We start from the raw sequence: 13,166 nt of genomic DNA, 5'->3' as shown, positions 1-13,166 counted from the left end.
ACGAGGTCGCCGGCCGACAGGCTGGCCAGGCGCTCGGGCAGGCTCGACCAGTCGGACAGGCCCAGCACGGCCTCGATGCGCGCCAGGGCGCCGAGAGTCAGGCACAGCCGCCGCCGGGTCCCGGCCAGCACGACCATGACCTCGCCGCGCGCGGGGTTGGGGGTGAGCATGGGAAGGTCTCCTCGATCAGCGCCCCCTCCACCGCTTCGCGGTCCCCCTCCCCCGTTGCACGGGGGAGGATGAAACTCTCCTCACCCGCGACGCGGGGGAGGTGGCGCGCGGCGACGCCGCGTGACGGAGGGGGCGCTTTCGTTGCTACAGCGCCGTGAACGTCACCGCCCCGGCGCTGGCCAGGCTGATCGCGAACGCCGCCTCGCCGTCGTGCTCGCCGGCATATTCCAGGGCCGCGACGATGAACGGCCCCTCCAGCTGTCCGAAGTCGGGGATCACCAGCCGCCAGGCGCGGGCCGACTGGTCGAAGAAGCTCTGGCGCACCTGGGCGTCGGAGGCGGCGTCGCGAAAGACGCCCGAGCCCGACACCGCGACCGAGCGGACGCCCGCCCCGGCCAGCAGCTCGCGCCAGCGGCCGGCGCTGTCGCTATCGGTGGCGTCGATGGTCTTGGCGTTCAGGCTGATGGTCCGGGCCCGCAGGCCCGCGACGCTGACGAAGGTCGGGGTCGCCGCCCCGTCGCTGATCTTCAGCAGGATGTCCTTGCCGGCTTGGGCGGCCATGTCTGGATCTCCTCGATTTCTCGTTCCCCTCCCCCTTGCGGGGAGGGGGCAGGGGTGGGGGTGGCGCGCGAGGGTCAGGCCGCTTCGGTCACCGCCCGCGCGCGGACGATGCCCAGGGTGGTCTCGCGGTCGGCGCCGGCGAAGACGTCGGCATAGGGCACGCGCAGGTTCACCAGACGCCGCGCGACCAGCGTCGGCCGGGCGTCGTGCAAGGCCGCGCGGACGGCGGCGACCAGCGCCCGCGCCTCCTCCGGACCGCCGAAGCGGCTGGCGCAGGTCAGGGTCAGCAGGTGCTCGATCGCGTCGTTCTCGCCGGCGGACTTGGCTTCCGACCGGGTGACGACGACGCAGGGATAGGTCGGCAGGCGCGGACGCGTGGCGTAGACGCGCTGGCCGGCCACGGCGGTGACGGCGGGCGCGGTCTTCAGCACCGCGACGACGGCGTCGATCAGGGCCTTGTCGCTCATAGCCGGGCCTTTCGGTAGGCGGCCAGCCACGGCTCGACCAGGGCCAGCGACGGTTCGCCCGCGTCGCGATGCTCGTAGGCGTGAGCGACCAGGATCAGCACCGCCAGGCGCAACGGCGCGGGACTGGCGGCGCCGAGCGCGACGCCGGCCGCGATCGCGACACGGGCCTCGGCGGCGTCGATCAGCAGGGTCAGGACGGCGTCCTCCGCCGCGTCAGGGACGCGCAGGAACGCCCTGGCGTCGGCCAGGGTCAGGGATTGGGGCATGATGTTCTCGAAGAAAGCCCCTCCCCCTCGCGGGGAGGGGTTGGGGTGGGGGCGCGGCTCCGACGCCAAGAGGGGAAACGAAGGCGATGACACCCCCACCCCCTGCCCCCTCCCCGCAAGGGGGAGGGGAACCTCGGTTCAGGTCTACGACGCCGCGAACTTCAGCAGCTTGATCGCGTCGAAGTTCTGCACGCCGCCGCCGACGCGCTTGGTGGTGTAGAACAGCACGTGCGGCTTGGCCGAATAGGGGTCGCGCAGGACCCGCACCCCGGCGCGGTCGACGATCAGGTAGCCTTTCTCGAAATCGCCGAACGCCACCGCGCAGGCGTTGGCGGCCACGTCGGGCATGGCCTCGATCTCGGTGACCGGGAAGCCGAGCAAGGACGCCGACTGGCCCGGCTGCAGCGCCGCGTTCCAGATGTAGTTGCCCTGCGCGTCCTTGAACTTGCGCACGGCGCTGACCGTGCGGCGGTTCATCACGAAGCGGCCGTTCTGGCGGTACTGGGTCTTGGCCGCGTAGATCAGGTCGATCAGCTTGTCGGTCGGGTTGCTGCCCGGCCAGGCGCCCGCCGCCCCGGTCGCCAGGTAGCCGACCTGACCCCAGCTGTACGAGGCGTCCGGCGCGGCCGTGTAGGCCAAGAGGCCCTTGGGCTTGTTGACCCCGTCGCCGGTCACGAAGGCCGAGGTCTCCTGGGCCGCGAAGGCGTCCTGCACCTCCTCGGCCAGCCACTCGTCGATGCTGACATAGGCGTCGTCCAGCAGCGCCTGGGTCGCGGCCGGGCTGGCGTAGAGCTCGCCGGCCGGGAAGTCGATCACGTCCAGGGTCGGGGCCGTCGTCTCCGGCCGCGCGGCGGTCTCGGCCACCCAGGCGGCGGCCAGGCCCGTGGGCGAGACTGGCTTGCGGAAGGTCCCCGCGCCGATGGTGCGGACCTGGCAGATCTCGCGCATCGGCGAGGTGGCGGCCAGGCGGCGCAGGATCAGCCGCTCCAGCTCTGGCGGCGCCACATAGCCGCCGGCCGTGGCGGTCCCTTCCGACAGGCCCTTGGCCTCCAGAAGGGCCGCCGGCGTCTCGCCGGTCTTCACATAGCGGTCGAAGGCGGCCTTGCGCTCGTCGACCTTGGCGACCGGCGTCTCGCCGCCCAGCGCCGGGCGGCGCAGGTCGGCCATGATCCGATCCAGGCGGTCCTGGGCGCGCGAGACGGCCTCGTCGATGCGGCCGACCTTCTCTTCCAGCAGGACGTCGGCCCGCTTGGTCTCGATCGCCGAAAGCCGCGCGTCATTGGCGGCCTTGAAGCTCTCGAACGCCGTCAGCACGTCGGCCAGCGCCGCGCGGGCCTCGGGCGAGGCCGCGTGTTTGGTTTCCTTCATGGGGGTCTCCGTTGAAGTGGTTGCGCCCCCGCCATGCGGGGGAGCTGCCGGCGGAGCCGGCTGAGGGGGCCAACTGGACCTGGGCCGAGTTCGCCCCCTCCGGCCCTCTGGGCCACCTCCCCCGCGACGCGGGGGAGGATCTTCACGCCAGCGTCAGCCGCGCGCCCGGCAGCATTGGGAAGGTCACGATCGACACCTCCCAGAGCTCGACGCGCGTCAGCACGCGCAGGCGTCCCTGCGTCCGCGCCTTCACCTGGCGAAAGCCGATGGAAAGGCCGTCCAGCGCGCCGGCCTCGACCAGGGCGGCGACGAGTCTTCCTCTCGGGGTCGCGCGCAGGATGCGGCCGCGCACGAACAGGCCCTTGGCGTCCTCGACCACCGCGTCCCAGACGCCGATCGGCTCGGCCTCGTCATGCTGGTGCAGCATTTTGACTCCGACGGAGCCCGTCCGCGCCAAGCTGGCGGCGAAGGCCCCGGCGGCGGTGACGTCGTCATTGAGATCCCGCGTCCAGAACAGCGAGGCGTAGCCCTCGATCTTCAGTTCCGTCATCGCGCGCGCTCCAGCTTGGCCTCGATGCGCTCCAGCGACTGGCGGCTGGCCTCGGCCTGAGTCTCCAGCCGGGCCAGCCGTTCGGCGACCGGGGCCTGGGCCTCGAGCCGGCGCTGCATCTCGTCGATCCGCGCCGAGGCCTTGCCGGCCCACAGCAGGGCGGCGGCGGCCTGCAGCGCCACGGCCACCAGCACGGCGGCCGACACCTGACGGTCCAGCCGCCAGCGATTCACGGCGGGGCTCAATGCTCCAGCCCCGCCAGGCGCCGGCGCTCGGCGTCGGTGAGGAAACTGGCCGCCTCCAGCCGGCTCCACAGCGCGTCGCGCTCGGCCGACAGGGCCGGGACGGCGTCGAGGTCGGGGGCGATGCTGGCGCCGGGGAACTTGACCGACAGCCAGCCGGTCAGGGCGCGCGCCGCCCGCTGGGCCAGCGGAACCACGGTCCCGCGCCAGAAGGCGGCGTTGGCCTCGCGATAGTTGGCGTAGGTGTTGTCGCCCGGAATGCCCAGCAGCTGCGGCGGGACCCCGAACGCCAGGGCGATCTCGCGGGCGGCGGCGTGCTTGCCTTGCGTGAAGTCCATCTCGGCGGGCGACAGCGACATGGCCCGCCAGTCGAGGCCGCCCTCCAGCAGCAGCGGCCGCCCGGCGTTGGCGGTCCCGGACTGGGCGTTGGCCAGCTCGGTCTTCAGCCGGTCGAACTGCTCTTCGGTCAGGCGGTCGCCGGCGTCCCTGGACGAATAGACCAGCGCGCCCGAGGGCCTCGCCGAATTGTCCAGCAGCGCCTTGTTCCAGGCGCTGGAGGCGTTGTGCACGTCGATCGCGAAGGCGGCCGCCTCCAGCGGCGAGAAGCCGTAGTGGTCGTGGGTCGGATTGAACAGCTTCAGGTGCAGCACCGGCAGCCAGCCGTCGGCGTCGCGGCCGATCCGGACCGTGCGCCCGGCGGCCTGGTAGTCATAGGCCAGCGGCCAGCCGCGCGGTCCCGGAACCACGGTCATCCGGTCGGGCCGCAGGGCGTAGAGCTCCGAGGGCGCGCCGTCGCCGGCCGCCTCCAGATAGGCGTTGCCGGCCACCTGCAGGCTCCCGAAGAACGCCTCCATCAGGTCGGGCCCGCCCTGCTCGCGGTTGGGGTGGTCCAGCAGGCGCCTCAGCGGATGATCGTCGGCGCGACGGCCGCCCGCGAACACGGCCAGCGGCGTCGCGGCGGCGGCCTCGGCGATCATCCGCACGCAGCGGAAGGCCACGGGGTTCTTGCCGAACCCCTCGACGGCCAGCGCGCCATAGTCGCGCGGCGTCCACTGGGGGCGGCCCCCGGAGGTCAGCGCGATCAGGCGCGCGGCGCGGGAGTCCTTGGTCTCGGGCGCCGGACGGGGTTTGAAGAAGGACATGGGCGCTCCCGGTGAGGTTGAGAACAAATAGGGAACATTGTAAGGTGGCGCGCTCCCTGTCGTTCCTCCCCCGCGTCGCGGGGGAGGTGTCGCGGAGCGATGGAGGGGGCGCGCAGGAGAGAAACCATGAGGCCTCCCCTTTCACGGCGATTGACGGCGCAACGCTTCCGAGGCGAGCTCACCCTGCCCGAGGGTCTGCTCTGGCGCGAATTGAAGGGCCGCAAGGTCAGCGGGCTGCACTTTCGCCGGCAACACCCGCTGGGGCCCTACATTCTCGACTTCTACTGCGAGGCGCTAAGGTTGGCGGTCGAGGTCGACGGCGAATGGCATTGCTTCTACGATCAACCGCGTAGAGACGCGGCGCGCGACGCATGGCTGGCCGCGCGTGGAATCCGCACGCTGCGTATTCCAGCGCGGGACATCCTGGCCTCGCCGGAGGCGGCGGTTGGGCGCATACTGGAGGTCATCGGCGCTGGCCCCCTCCGGCCCGCTGGGCCACCTCCCCCGCGACGCGGGGGAGGATAGCGGCTTGAGCTGACGAGAGCCTCACAACGTCCGCAGCCTTGGCCGTCGATCGGCGCCCAGCATCAGGTCGCTCACCGCCCAGACTAGGGCGTCGGCGCGGTCGGGGCTGTGGTCCAGGTCGCCGGAGCCCAGGGCCATCAGTTCCTCCTCCAGCGCCGGGAAGGCGCCGCAGTGGGAGACGCGGCCTTGCTCGTAGAGCGCCGCCACCGGCTCGGCGCGGGCGCGTTTGCCGACCGAGGCGCGGACCAGCGTGATCCGGCACGGCGGATCGGCCTGGGCCAGCACGGCGCGCACCATGTCGCCGCCCTGGTTGGCCTCGGCCACCAGCGCGTCGGCCTTGACCGTTCGCGCGACGGCGACCGCCCTCGCCGCCCAGCCGGCGGGGGACAGGCCCCGCGCGGTCTCGTCGGCCAGGACGAAGGCCTGGTCGTCGCGCCGGCCGACCGCGACGATGCCGCAGGCGTCGCCGCCGGCCGTGGCGGGCGGGTCCACCGCCACCACCACGCGGTCGAGGCGCGCGGGCCTGGCCGCGCGACAGCGGGCCAGGTCCTCGGCGCGGAACAGGCCTCCGTCGGTCTCGACGATGATCCCGTCCAGCTCCTGGGCGGCCAGGCGCGTGCCGCCATAAAGGCTCTCCAGCGTGCGCAGGAAGGCCGGCGCCAGGTGGGCGGCGTTGGCGCTGGTTCCGGCGCGGGTGACGCGCGCGCCCGGCTCGGCGATCAGGGCCTTCAGCGCCCGGATCGGCCGGGGCGTCGAGGTGACGACCAGACGCGGATCCTCGCCCAGCCTCAGCCCGAACCGCAGCATGGCCAGGGTCTCGGCCGGCTTGGGCCAGGCGCAGAACTCGTCGGCCCAGGCGGCGTGGAACTGGGGACCGCGCAGACTGTCGGGGTCCTCGGCCGAGAACGCGTAGGCCACCGCCCCATTGGGCCAGATCAGCCGCCGGCGCGAGGCTTCCCAACGCGGGCGAAACGCCGGCCCGCCCAGCGCCTTCAGCCCGGACGGCCCTTCGATCATCACCTCGCGCACGTCGTGCAGCGTGGGACCGACCAAGGCCAGCATCGGATAGGCCAGGGCGTTGAGGGTGATCCAATGCGCGCCGGCGAAGGTCTTGCCCGCGCCGCGCCCGCCCAGCATCAGCCAGGTGGTCCAGGCCGCGTAGTCTGGCGGCGTCTGGTGAACCAGCGGTTCGGCCAGCAACGCGCTAAGCAGGCGCCGCTGGTCTTCCGTCCCCATCGCGGCCAGCGCCGTCGCCGTCGCCTTGATCCGCGCGGCGCTTGAGCTCCAGCAGCTCGGCGAACCGTGTAAAGCGGGCGACCAGAGCGGCCTGAAGCGCTTCGGGTTCCTCTGGGATGTCGTCATGCATGGACGCCTCGTCGTCGTTGGCCGCCGCCTTGGCGGGGGGCTCGGCTTTGGTCTCGGGGACCATGGTCTCGATCGCCTTGGCCGCGCGCGCGAAGATCCCGCAGGTGCGGGCGTCCTTCTCGATCTGGGCTTTCTCGGCGGGATCGGTGCTGGTTTCGAAGGCGTCGATGAGCGTGTCCATCTTCGCCCGGAGGCGGGCCTGCAGCGTCTCGCTCCAGCCCCGCGCCTCGTTGCTTCTTCCGGCCATGACACAAAGATACGGCGCCAGCGGGCGCGGAGGATTGGCGGCGCGATATAAGTGACAAGTCATTGATTTCGTGTGATTCGATCTCGCGAACGCCGAGCATTCGCGGCCGGCAATCCCCGTGGTGGCGGCATTTCTAGCGCCGGTACAGCCAGTCGCCCGGCAACCCCATCCGCACGCAGGCCTCCCAGGGCGGCGCGCCGGGGATCGCCGCGCGGTCGGCCCAGCGGGCGGCGGCGCGGATCAGCCGAAGCTCCAGCGGCCGGGGCAGCCAGTCCGGCCCCAAGGCCAGGACGTCGCGAACCTCCGGCGGGACCAACCCCACCGCGGCCCGGATCAGCGGTCGCTGCAGGCCGCTGAGCGGACCGGCGATCGGCGTCCCGCGCATCAGGTCCAGGAACTCCAGCACGATCGGCGACCGCTCCAGCCTGGGCAGCATGGCCGCCAGTTGGGCCTCCCACTCCGCCTCGGACCGGGGCGCGCCGAGGGCGCCGTACAGCCGCGCGGCGGGGGCGGCCTCGGCGTAGAAGCGGTCGCGGTCGGCCGGCGACAGCGGCCGGACCAGGGCGTGATAGGCGGTCAGGAACCCGAAGCTGGCCGTGGCCTGCACCCAGTCCAGCAGGGCCACATCCAGGGCCTGGTAAGGCTCGCCGCCCGGCGTCACCCCGCCGACCCGCGCGTGCTGGCGCCCTATGCCGGCGATCATCGTCTCGGCGACCGAGCGGGCGCCATAGACCGTGACCATCGCCGCCAAGCCCGTGCGCTTCAGCCGGGTCAGCGGGTCGGCGCGGAAGCTGGAATGCGCCCAGACGCCCGTCCGCACGCGGGGCTCGGCCAGCTCCAGCAGCACGGCGGTAATCCCGCCGACGAACAGGGCGACCGGGTTCTTGAACACCCGCCACGAGACCGAGTCCGGCGCGGCCAGGGCCGGCTCGCCGACCGGCCGCGCGAAATCGACGGCCGGACCGCCGGGAATCGCGAACAGGGCCTTGGCGGCGGAGGCGAAAGGGGCTTTCAAGGGGCGCTCCGGGCGGGGACATGCGTCTTCTAACGCCAGATCCGCCCTCGCGCGCATGGACTTGTCATGTTAGCGCTAACATATAAAACGACGCATAATCACTTTTCGACGGGACGACAAACGTGCAGCTGACGGGCGAGCTTCTGATCGGCGGCGACAGCCGCTTCGGGACCAACGGCGAGATCAAGGGGGTCAACCCGGCGACCGGCCAGACGCTGGAGCCCGCGTTCGGCGGCGCGACCAAGGCCGATGTCGACCAGGCGGCGGCCCTGGCCCACGAGGCCTTCGCCAGCTATCGCGCCCTGCCCTACGAAACCCGCGCGACGTTCCTGGAGGCGATCGCCGAGCATATCGAGGCCCTGGGCGACGACCTGATCGTCCGGGTGATGGCCGAGACCGGCCTGCCCCGTCCGCGCCTGGAAGGCGAGCGCGGCCGCACCGTCGGCCAGCTGCGCCTGTTCGCCGGCGTGCTGCGCGACGGCGGCTTCCTGGAGGCGCGCGTCGACCCGGCCCAGCCGGACCGCAAGCCCCTGCCGCGCCCGGACCTGCGCCTGCGCAACGTGCCGCTGGGCCCGGTCGCCGTGTTCGGCGCCAGCAACTTCCCGCTGGCCTTCTCGGTGGCCGGCGGCGACACCGCCTCGGCCCTGGCGGCCGGCTGCCCGGTCATCGTCAAGGCCCACCCGGCCCATCCGGGGACCTCGGAAATGGTCGGACGCGCCATCCAGGCCGCCGTCGCCTCGGTCGGCCTGCATCCGGGCGTGTTCTCGATGATCCACGACAGCGGCTACGAGGTCAGCCAGGCCCTAGTCGCCGATCCGCGCGTCAAGGCCGCCGGCTTCACCGGGTCGCGCCGGGGGGGCCTGGCCCTGCTGGCCGTCGCCCAGGGCCGTCCCGAGCCGATCCCGTTCTACGCCGAGATGAGCAGCATCAATCCGGTGATCCTGCTGCCCGCCGCCCTCGAGGCCCGGGCCGAGAAGATCGCGCCGGAGTTCGTCGCGGCCCTGACCCTGGGCGCGGGCCAGTTCTGCACCAATCCCGGCCTGATCCTGGCCATCGATGGCCCTGAACTGGACGCCTTCGTCGCCGCGGCCGGGCAAGCGGTCGAGGCCGCGCCCGCCGCCGTCATGCTGACTCCGGGCATCTGCCAGGCCTTCTCGCACGGGGTCGAGGCCCTGGTCGGCGCGCCGGAGGTCACCACCGTGGCTCGCGGCCAGAAGGGCGCGGACGGATCGCACACTGGCCAGGCCGCCCTGTTCAGCGTCGCCGGCCAGGCCTTCCTGGCCAACCCGCATCTGCATGAGGAAGTGTTCGGCGCCGCCTCGATCGTGGTGCGCTGCGCCGACCAGGCCGAGCTGGAGCGGGTGATCGCCGCCCTGGAAGGTCAGCTGACCATCGCCCTGCACCTGGAAGAGGCCGACCACGCCCTCGCCGCCGCCCTGCTGCCGACGCTGGAGCTGAAGGCCGGCCGCATCCTGGTCAACGGCTTCGGCACCGGCGTCGAGGTCGCCAACGCCATGGTCCACGGCGGCCCGTTCCCCTCGACCAGCGACGGCCGCACGACCTCGGTCGGCACCCTGGCCATCGCCCGCTTCCTGCGCCCGGTCAGCTACCAGAACCTCCCCGAGGCCCTGCTGCCGGCCGAGCTGAAGACCGACAACCCGCTGGGCGTCGCCCGCCGAGTCGACGGCAAGCTGAAGCTGGCCTAGCGGCGGAACGCTTGGGTTTCTCCTCCCCCGCTTGGGGGAGGGGGACCGCCGAACGGCGGTGGAGGGGGCCAGCGCCGCCCCCTGCCGAGTCATGACCAAACCCCCTCCGTCACGGCGCGCTTCGCGGCCGCGACACCTCCCCCAAAAGGGGGAGAAGGGCTGAGCGCGCGCCCAAACACTTAAGCACCCACTTGACTATCCATCCTCGCGCCTCGATACTTAACTCCATGCTTAACCAACAGCCCTCCCTCGACCTGATGTTCCAGGCCCTCGCGGACCCCGCGCGGCGGAGCATGGTCGAGCGGCTTTCCCGGGGTCCCGCCTCGGTGAGCGAACTGGCTCGGCCGCTCGACATGTCGCTGCCGGCGGTCATGCAGCACCTGGCCGTGCTGGAGGCGGGCGGCATCGTGGCGTCGGAAAAGGTCGGACGGGTGCGCACGTGCGCGATCCGCCCCGAAGTCCTGAGCCTCGCCGAACAGTGGATCAACCAGAGGCGCACCCAGTGGGAACGGCGCCTCGACCGTCTGGGCGACTTCCTGGCGGCCGAAGACGAGGAAACGACATGACCCAGCGCAGCGCCATCCACGCCACCTTCGTCGTCGAGCGGGTCTATGCCGCCTCGCCGGCCCGGGTGTTTTCCGCCTTCGCCGATCCGGAGAAGAAGGCCAAGTGGTTCAAGGGCCCCGACGAATGGGGGCCGGGCGACATCGGCTTCGACTTCCGCGTGGGCCACGGCGACCACAGCATCGGCGGCCCGCCGGGGGACCCGCCGCACCGCTTCTACAACCGCTATCTGGAGATCATCCCCAACACGCGGATCGTCTACGCCTACTGGATGCACCACGGCGAACCGCTGGCCTCGGCCTCGATCGCGACCCTGGAGTTCAAGCCGGAGGGCGACAAGACCCGCCTGGTCATGACCGAGGTCGGGACGTTCCTGGACGGCTGGTACGACGCGCCCGGCCGCGAGGAAGGCACCCGGTGGCTGCTGGAGAAGATCGCGCCGCTGGTGGAGGGGTGAGTCTTTCCTCCCTCGCATCGCGGGGGAGGTGGCCCAGAGGGCCGGAGGGGGCCAACGCGGCCAACCTCCAACTGGCCCCCTCAGTCGCTCCGCGACAGCTCCCCCGCATCGCGGGGGAGCATCCGTTCAATGCCCCCCGGCGCTCGGCGCCTTGCCGAACTTGGCGACGTCCGCCTCGGTCACCGGCTTGGCGTAGCTGTTGCCGAAATGGGTCCGCACATAGGTGATCGCCTCGGCGATCTGGGCGTTGCTGAGCATCCCGGCGAAGCCCGGCATGGCCCCCTTGCCGCCCGTGACGATGGTGATCGGATAGGCCGCGCCGGCCAGCCGGGGATTACTGGCCAGGGCCGGGATCGTCCCCGCGCCCGTCGCCCCCTTGGCGTCGGCCATGTGGCACGCCTGGCAGACCTGGGCGTAGACCTGCTCGCCGGTGACCGGCTTTGGCGCGCGCACCACGCCGCCGGCCGAGTCCTGAGCCGCCGCCGGAAAGGCCGCCAGCGCCAGGACGACGACAAGAACCCTCTTCTTCATGCTCAGGCCTCCAGCGCGCGCTTGTGCAGACGGGTGATCGCGTCGATGGACGACAGCAGCGCGCCCTCCATCCAGCAGCCGACATAGGAGGCGTGCTCGCCCGCCAGGACGATGCGGCGGTCCATGCCGACCAGGGTCTGGTAGTGCTGGGCGCGGACCTCGTCGCTCCAGCGGGCGCAGCAGCCCAGCGTCCAAGGCACCCGGCTCCAGGCCACCGAGGCGCCGGTGACGAATTCCTTGCGGTAGCTGCCCGGGTGGATCACCGAGCCCTGCGCCAAGGCCGCCTCGATCCGCTGCTCGGGCGTCAGGCCGCTCAGGCGATAGGCCCCCAGGTCGCGGGCGAAGGCGCCCAGCAGCACCGCCGGACCGTCCTTGAAGAAGTTATTGTTCGGATAGGAGATCAGGCCGATTTCCTGGTCGGTGAAGCTGTGGCCGCCGTAGATGAAGTCGTCCTCCTCCCAGAAGCGGCGCTTCATCTCCAGGCCGATCTTGACCTGGCCCGAATAGGGCACGGCCTTGATGGCGGCCATCATCTCGTCGCTCACTTGCACATCGAGCTGACCCAGGATGCCCAGCGGGATCGTGCAGACGCACCAGTCGGCCTTGGCGTCGGCGACCTTGCCCGTGGCGACATCGGCGTAGGTCACGGTGACGCCCTTGTCGTCCTGGGCGATCTTGCTGACCTTGGCGCCGTAGGTGATCAGGTCCGCGACCTGCCGGGCGAAGGCCTTGCCGATCATGTCCATGCCGCCCACCGGCTGGAACATGGTCGTCTGCATCTCGTGGCCCATGAAGAAGGCCATCGAGGTCCAGACCTGCGGGTCCAGCACGTCGTGCAGGGCGTAGAGGTCCTTGGACGGGATCGGCGCGCCGTTGACGCCGCCGCCGGGCGGCCGCTCGTAGCCCCGGTGCGACGAGGCCTTCAGGCCGGCCGCGTACTTGTAGTCCTTGTCCAACATGCCCCAGCCCTTCAGGGCCTCCAGCAGCTTGTCGCGGTCCTCCTGGGTAACCGCCTCGTCCAGGGCCTTGGCGTTGATCGACTTGGCCAGCAGCTCGGCGATATTGCCCTCGAAGTCGGCGGCGGCGGCGTTGAAGCGCACCGGCTTGCCGCCGAAGGCCTCGGACGAGTGGACCCAGCCGGAGTGGTTGAACTGGATGAACGGCTCCAGCGCCACGCCGAAGGCCTTGCAGTAGTGCAGCAGGGTCCGGTGGTGATGCGGGATCCGCCACGGGCCGGGATTGAGATAGTTGCCGGCCGCGAAGCCGACCTTCTGCGTCGCCCCGCCCAGCTCCGTATAGGTGTCGCCGCCGCGCAGCGACCAGTTGCGGCCGCCGGCCCGGTTCTGGAACTCCAGGATCCGCACCTTGTAGCCGGCCTTGGTCAGCTCATAGGCCGCCAGCATCCCGGCCAGACCGGCGCCCAGCACGATCACCGAGGCCCCCGGCCGCGCGCCTTGCAGGTTCGGCGGGCCGTGGAACTGGGTCTCGGCCGCGTGGCCCAGGCTGGTCATGGCGCCATACAGCGCCGCCGTGCCCCCGACCATGGCGATGGCCGACAACAGCTGACGCCGCGTCGGCGCGGCGATGCCCGACTCCATGGAATGCCCTTCCCCGCTGATCTCCCCGAAAGGGCTAGCAGGGCGGGCGGCGACAGCGAGAGGGCGAGGCGGAGCCGGCGGCGAACACGGCGGCAAAGCTCCGATTTATCGGCGCCGGGATCGTCCGGATGCGCGCGAACTGGGCAGCGCGAGTATAAGCCCTCCCCCTCGATGGGGGAGGGTTGGGTGGGGGTGACCAGGGCCGCGGCGGCCAAACCGCCGTGTCACCCCCATCCCCAACCCTTCCCCCATTGAGGGGGAAGGGGGCGAGCGTCTAGAGCATTTTCCGATAAGTGTGAAACGGTTATCGGATCGAAAAATGCTCTAAACTTTTGATTTAGAGCCCTTTTTATCCGATCTGATTGGATCAATCAGATCGGAAAGGGCTCTA

At 71.4% G+C, this 13,166-nt stretch carries 16 protein-coding genes; 4 read left to right on the top strand and 12 right to left on the bottom strand.

What is annotated here, in order from left to right; all coding sequences use genetic code 11:
* From FCU40_RS20405 to FCU40_RS20370, 8 genes are all read right to left on the bottom strand, one after another.
* On the bottom strand, window positions 1–170 hold a 170-nt coding region (locus FCU40_RS20405), incomplete at its 3' end, for a GTA-gp10 family protein (RefSeq protein WP_168077443.1).
* Between the two features lie 145 nt (window positions 171–315).
* Complete coding sequence (locus FCU40_RS20400; RefSeq protein WP_168077441.1) at window positions 316–732, bottom strand: phage major tail protein, TP901-1 family; 417 nt, start codon at window positions 730–732, stop codon at window positions 316–318.
* 74 nt (window positions 733–806) lie between these two features.
* Window positions 807–1,199, bottom strand: a complete 393-nt coding sequence (locus FCU40_RS20395; protein ID WP_168077439.1) for a DUF3168 domain-containing protein — start codon at window positions 1,197–1,199, stop codon at window positions 807–809.
* Window positions 1,196–1,465: a head-tail connector protein gene (locus FCU40_RS20390; RefSeq protein WP_035017811.1), complete on the bottom strand. Its 270-nt coding sequence runs from the start codon at window positions 1,463–1,465 to the stop codon at window positions 1,196–1,198. Before FCU40_RS20390 ends, FCU40_RS20395 begins: the two co-directional genes overlap by 4 nt.
* A 144-nt stretch (window positions 1,466–1,609) precedes the next feature.
* Window positions 1,610–2,833, bottom strand: a complete 1,224-nt coding sequence (locus tag FCU40_RS20385; protein WP_168077437.1) for a phage major capsid protein — start codon at window positions 2,831–2,833, stop codon at window positions 1,610–1,612.
* A gap of 142 nt (window positions 2,834–2,975) precedes the next feature.
* Complete coding sequence (locus FCU40_RS20380) at window positions 2,976–3,383, bottom strand: HK97 family phage prohead protease (RefSeq protein ID WP_168077435.1); 408 nt, start codon at window positions 3,381–3,383, stop codon at window positions 2,976–2,978.
* Entirely contained in the window at window positions 3,380–3,628 is a 249-nt protein-coding gene (locus FCU40_RS20375; protein ID WP_168077433.1) for a hypothetical protein, read from the bottom strand. Before FCU40_RS20375 ends, FCU40_RS20380 begins: the two co-directional genes overlap by 4 nt.
* Window positions 3,625–4,767: a phage portal protein gene (locus tag FCU40_RS20370; protein WP_168077431.1), complete on the bottom strand. Its 1,143-nt coding sequence runs from the start codon at window positions 4,765–4,767 to the stop codon at window positions 3,625–3,627. Before FCU40_RS20370 ends, FCU40_RS20375 begins: the two co-directional genes overlap by 4 nt.
* A gap of 126 nt (window positions 4,768–4,893) precedes the next feature.
* Here FCU40_RS20370 and FCU40_RS20365 point away from each other — a divergent pair, with 126 nt between their 5' ends.
* Window positions 4,894–5,292, top strand: a complete 399-nt coding sequence (locus FCU40_RS20365; protein ID WP_168077429.1) for a DUF559 domain-containing protein — start codon at window positions 4,894–4,896, stop codon at window positions 5,290–5,292.
* 21 nt (window positions 5,293–5,313) lie between these two features.
* Here the strand turns inward: FCU40_RS20365 and FCU40_RS20360 are convergent, their stop codons facing one another.
* Complete coding sequence (locus tag FCU40_RS20360; protein ID WP_241693667.1) at window positions 5,314–6,654, bottom strand: terminase family protein; 1,341 nt, start codon at window positions 6,652–6,654, stop codon at window positions 5,314–5,316.
* 383 nt (window positions 6,655–7,037) lie between these two features.
* Entirely contained in the window at window positions 7,038–7,919 is an 882-nt protein-coding gene (locus FCU40_RS20350) for an oxygenase MpaB family protein (RefSeq protein ID WP_168077423.1), read from the bottom strand.
* Window positions 7,920–8,041: 122 nt separating this feature from the next.
* On the opposite strand from FCU40_RS20350, the gene FCU40_RS20345 reads away from it, so the two are divergent.
* From FCU40_RS20345 to FCU40_RS20335, 3 genes are all read left to right on the top strand, one after another.
* The gene (locus FCU40_RS20345; protein WP_168077421.1) at window positions 8,042–9,625 is read left to right on the top strand and encodes an aldehyde dehydrogenase (NADP(+)); all 1,584 of its coding nucleotides are present in this window, start codon (window positions 8,042–8,044) and stop codon (window positions 9,623–9,625) included.
* A gap of 227 nt (window positions 9,626–9,852) precedes the next feature.
* Complete coding sequence (locus FCU40_RS20340; RefSeq protein ID WP_004625510.1) at window positions 9,853–10,191, top strand: metalloregulator ArsR/SmtB family transcription factor; 339 nt, start codon at window positions 9,853–9,855, stop codon at window positions 10,189–10,191.
* Window positions 10,188–10,646: an SRPBCC family protein gene (locus FCU40_RS20335; RefSeq protein WP_168077419.1), complete on the top strand. Its 459-nt coding sequence runs from the start codon at window positions 10,188–10,190 to the stop codon at window positions 10,644–10,646. The genes FCU40_RS20340 and FCU40_RS20335 overlap by 4 nt, the downstream gene beginning before the upstream one ends.
* A 126-nt stretch (window positions 10,647–10,772) precedes the next feature.
* Here the strand turns inward: FCU40_RS20335 and FCU40_RS20330 are convergent, their stop codons facing one another.
* Both FCU40_RS20330 and FCU40_RS20325 read right to left on the bottom strand, forming a co-directional pair.
* Window positions 10,773–11,177, bottom strand: a complete 405-nt coding sequence (locus tag FCU40_RS20330) for a cytochrome c (protein WP_168077417.1) — start codon at window positions 11,175–11,177, stop codon at window positions 10,773–10,775.
* 2 nt (window positions 11,178–11,179) lie between these two features.
* Window positions 11,180–12,775 carry a flavin monoamine oxidase family protein gene (locus FCU40_RS20325; protein WP_168077415.1) on the bottom strand — a complete coding sequence of 532 codons (1,596 nt, stop codon included), beginning with the start codon at window positions 12,773–12,775 and terminating at the stop codon, window positions 11,180–11,182.
* Window positions 12,776–13,166 lie beyond the last annotated feature (391 nt).

Source organism: Caulobacter sp. SSI4214 (assembly GCF_012184455.1).
GTDB classification, from domain to species: Bacteria; Pseudomonadota; Alphaproteobacteria; order Caulobacterales; family Caulobacteraceae; genus Caulobacter; species Caulobacter vibrioides_E.
This window is presented reverse-complemented; position numbering and strand designations above follow the sequence as displayed.

Bases quoted from the DNA above. Each gene is read 5' to 3' on its own strand.
- FCU40_RS20400 (WP_168077441.1), bottom strand. From the start codon at position 732: ATGGCCGCCCAAGCCGGCAAGGACATCCTGCTGAAGATCAGCGACGGG.
- FCU40_RS20395 (WP_168077439.1), bottom strand. From the start codon at position 1,199: ATGAGCGACAAGGCCCTGATCGACGCCGTCGTCGCGGTGCTGAAGACC.
- FCU40_RS20390 (WP_035017811.1), bottom strand. From the start codon at position 1,465: ATGCCCCAATCCCTGACCCTGGCCGACGCCAGGGCGTTCCTGCGCGTC.
- FCU40_RS20385 (WP_168077437.1), bottom strand. From the start codon at position 2,833: ATGAAGGAAACCAAACACGCGGCCTCGCCCGAGGCCCGCGCGGCGCTG.
- FCU40_RS20380 (WP_168077435.1), bottom strand. From the start codon at position 3,383: ATGACGGAACTGAAGATCGAGGGCTACGCCTCGCTGTTCTGGACGCGG.
- FCU40_RS20370 (WP_168077431.1), bottom strand. From the start codon at position 4,767: ATGTCCTTCTTCAAACCCCGTCCGGCGCCCGAGACCAAGGACTCCCGC.
- FCU40_RS20365 (WP_168077429.1), top strand. From the start codon at position 4,894: ATGAGGCCTCCCCTTTCACGGCGATTGACGGCGCAACGCTTCCGAGGC.
- FCU40_RS20360 (WP_241693667.1), bottom strand. From the start codon at position 6,654: ATGACGACATCCCAGAGGAACCCGAAGCGCTTCAGGCCGCTCTGGTCG.
- FCU40_RS20340 (WP_004625510.1), top strand. From the start codon at position 9,853: ATGCTTAACCAACAGCCCTCCCTCGACCTGATGTTCCAGGCCCTCGCG.
- FCU40_RS20335 (WP_168077419.1), top strand. From the start codon at position 10,188: ATGACCCAGCGCAGCGCCATCCACGCCACCTTCGTCGTCGAGCGGGTC.
- FCU40_RS20330 (WP_168077417.1), bottom strand. From the start codon at position 11,177: ATGAAGAAGAGGGTTCTTGTCGTCGTCCTGGCGCTGGCGGCCTTTCCG.
- FCU40_RS20325 (WP_168077415.1), bottom strand. From the start codon at position 12,775: ATGGAGTCGGGCATCGCCGCGCCGACGCGGCGTCAGCTGTTGTCGGCC.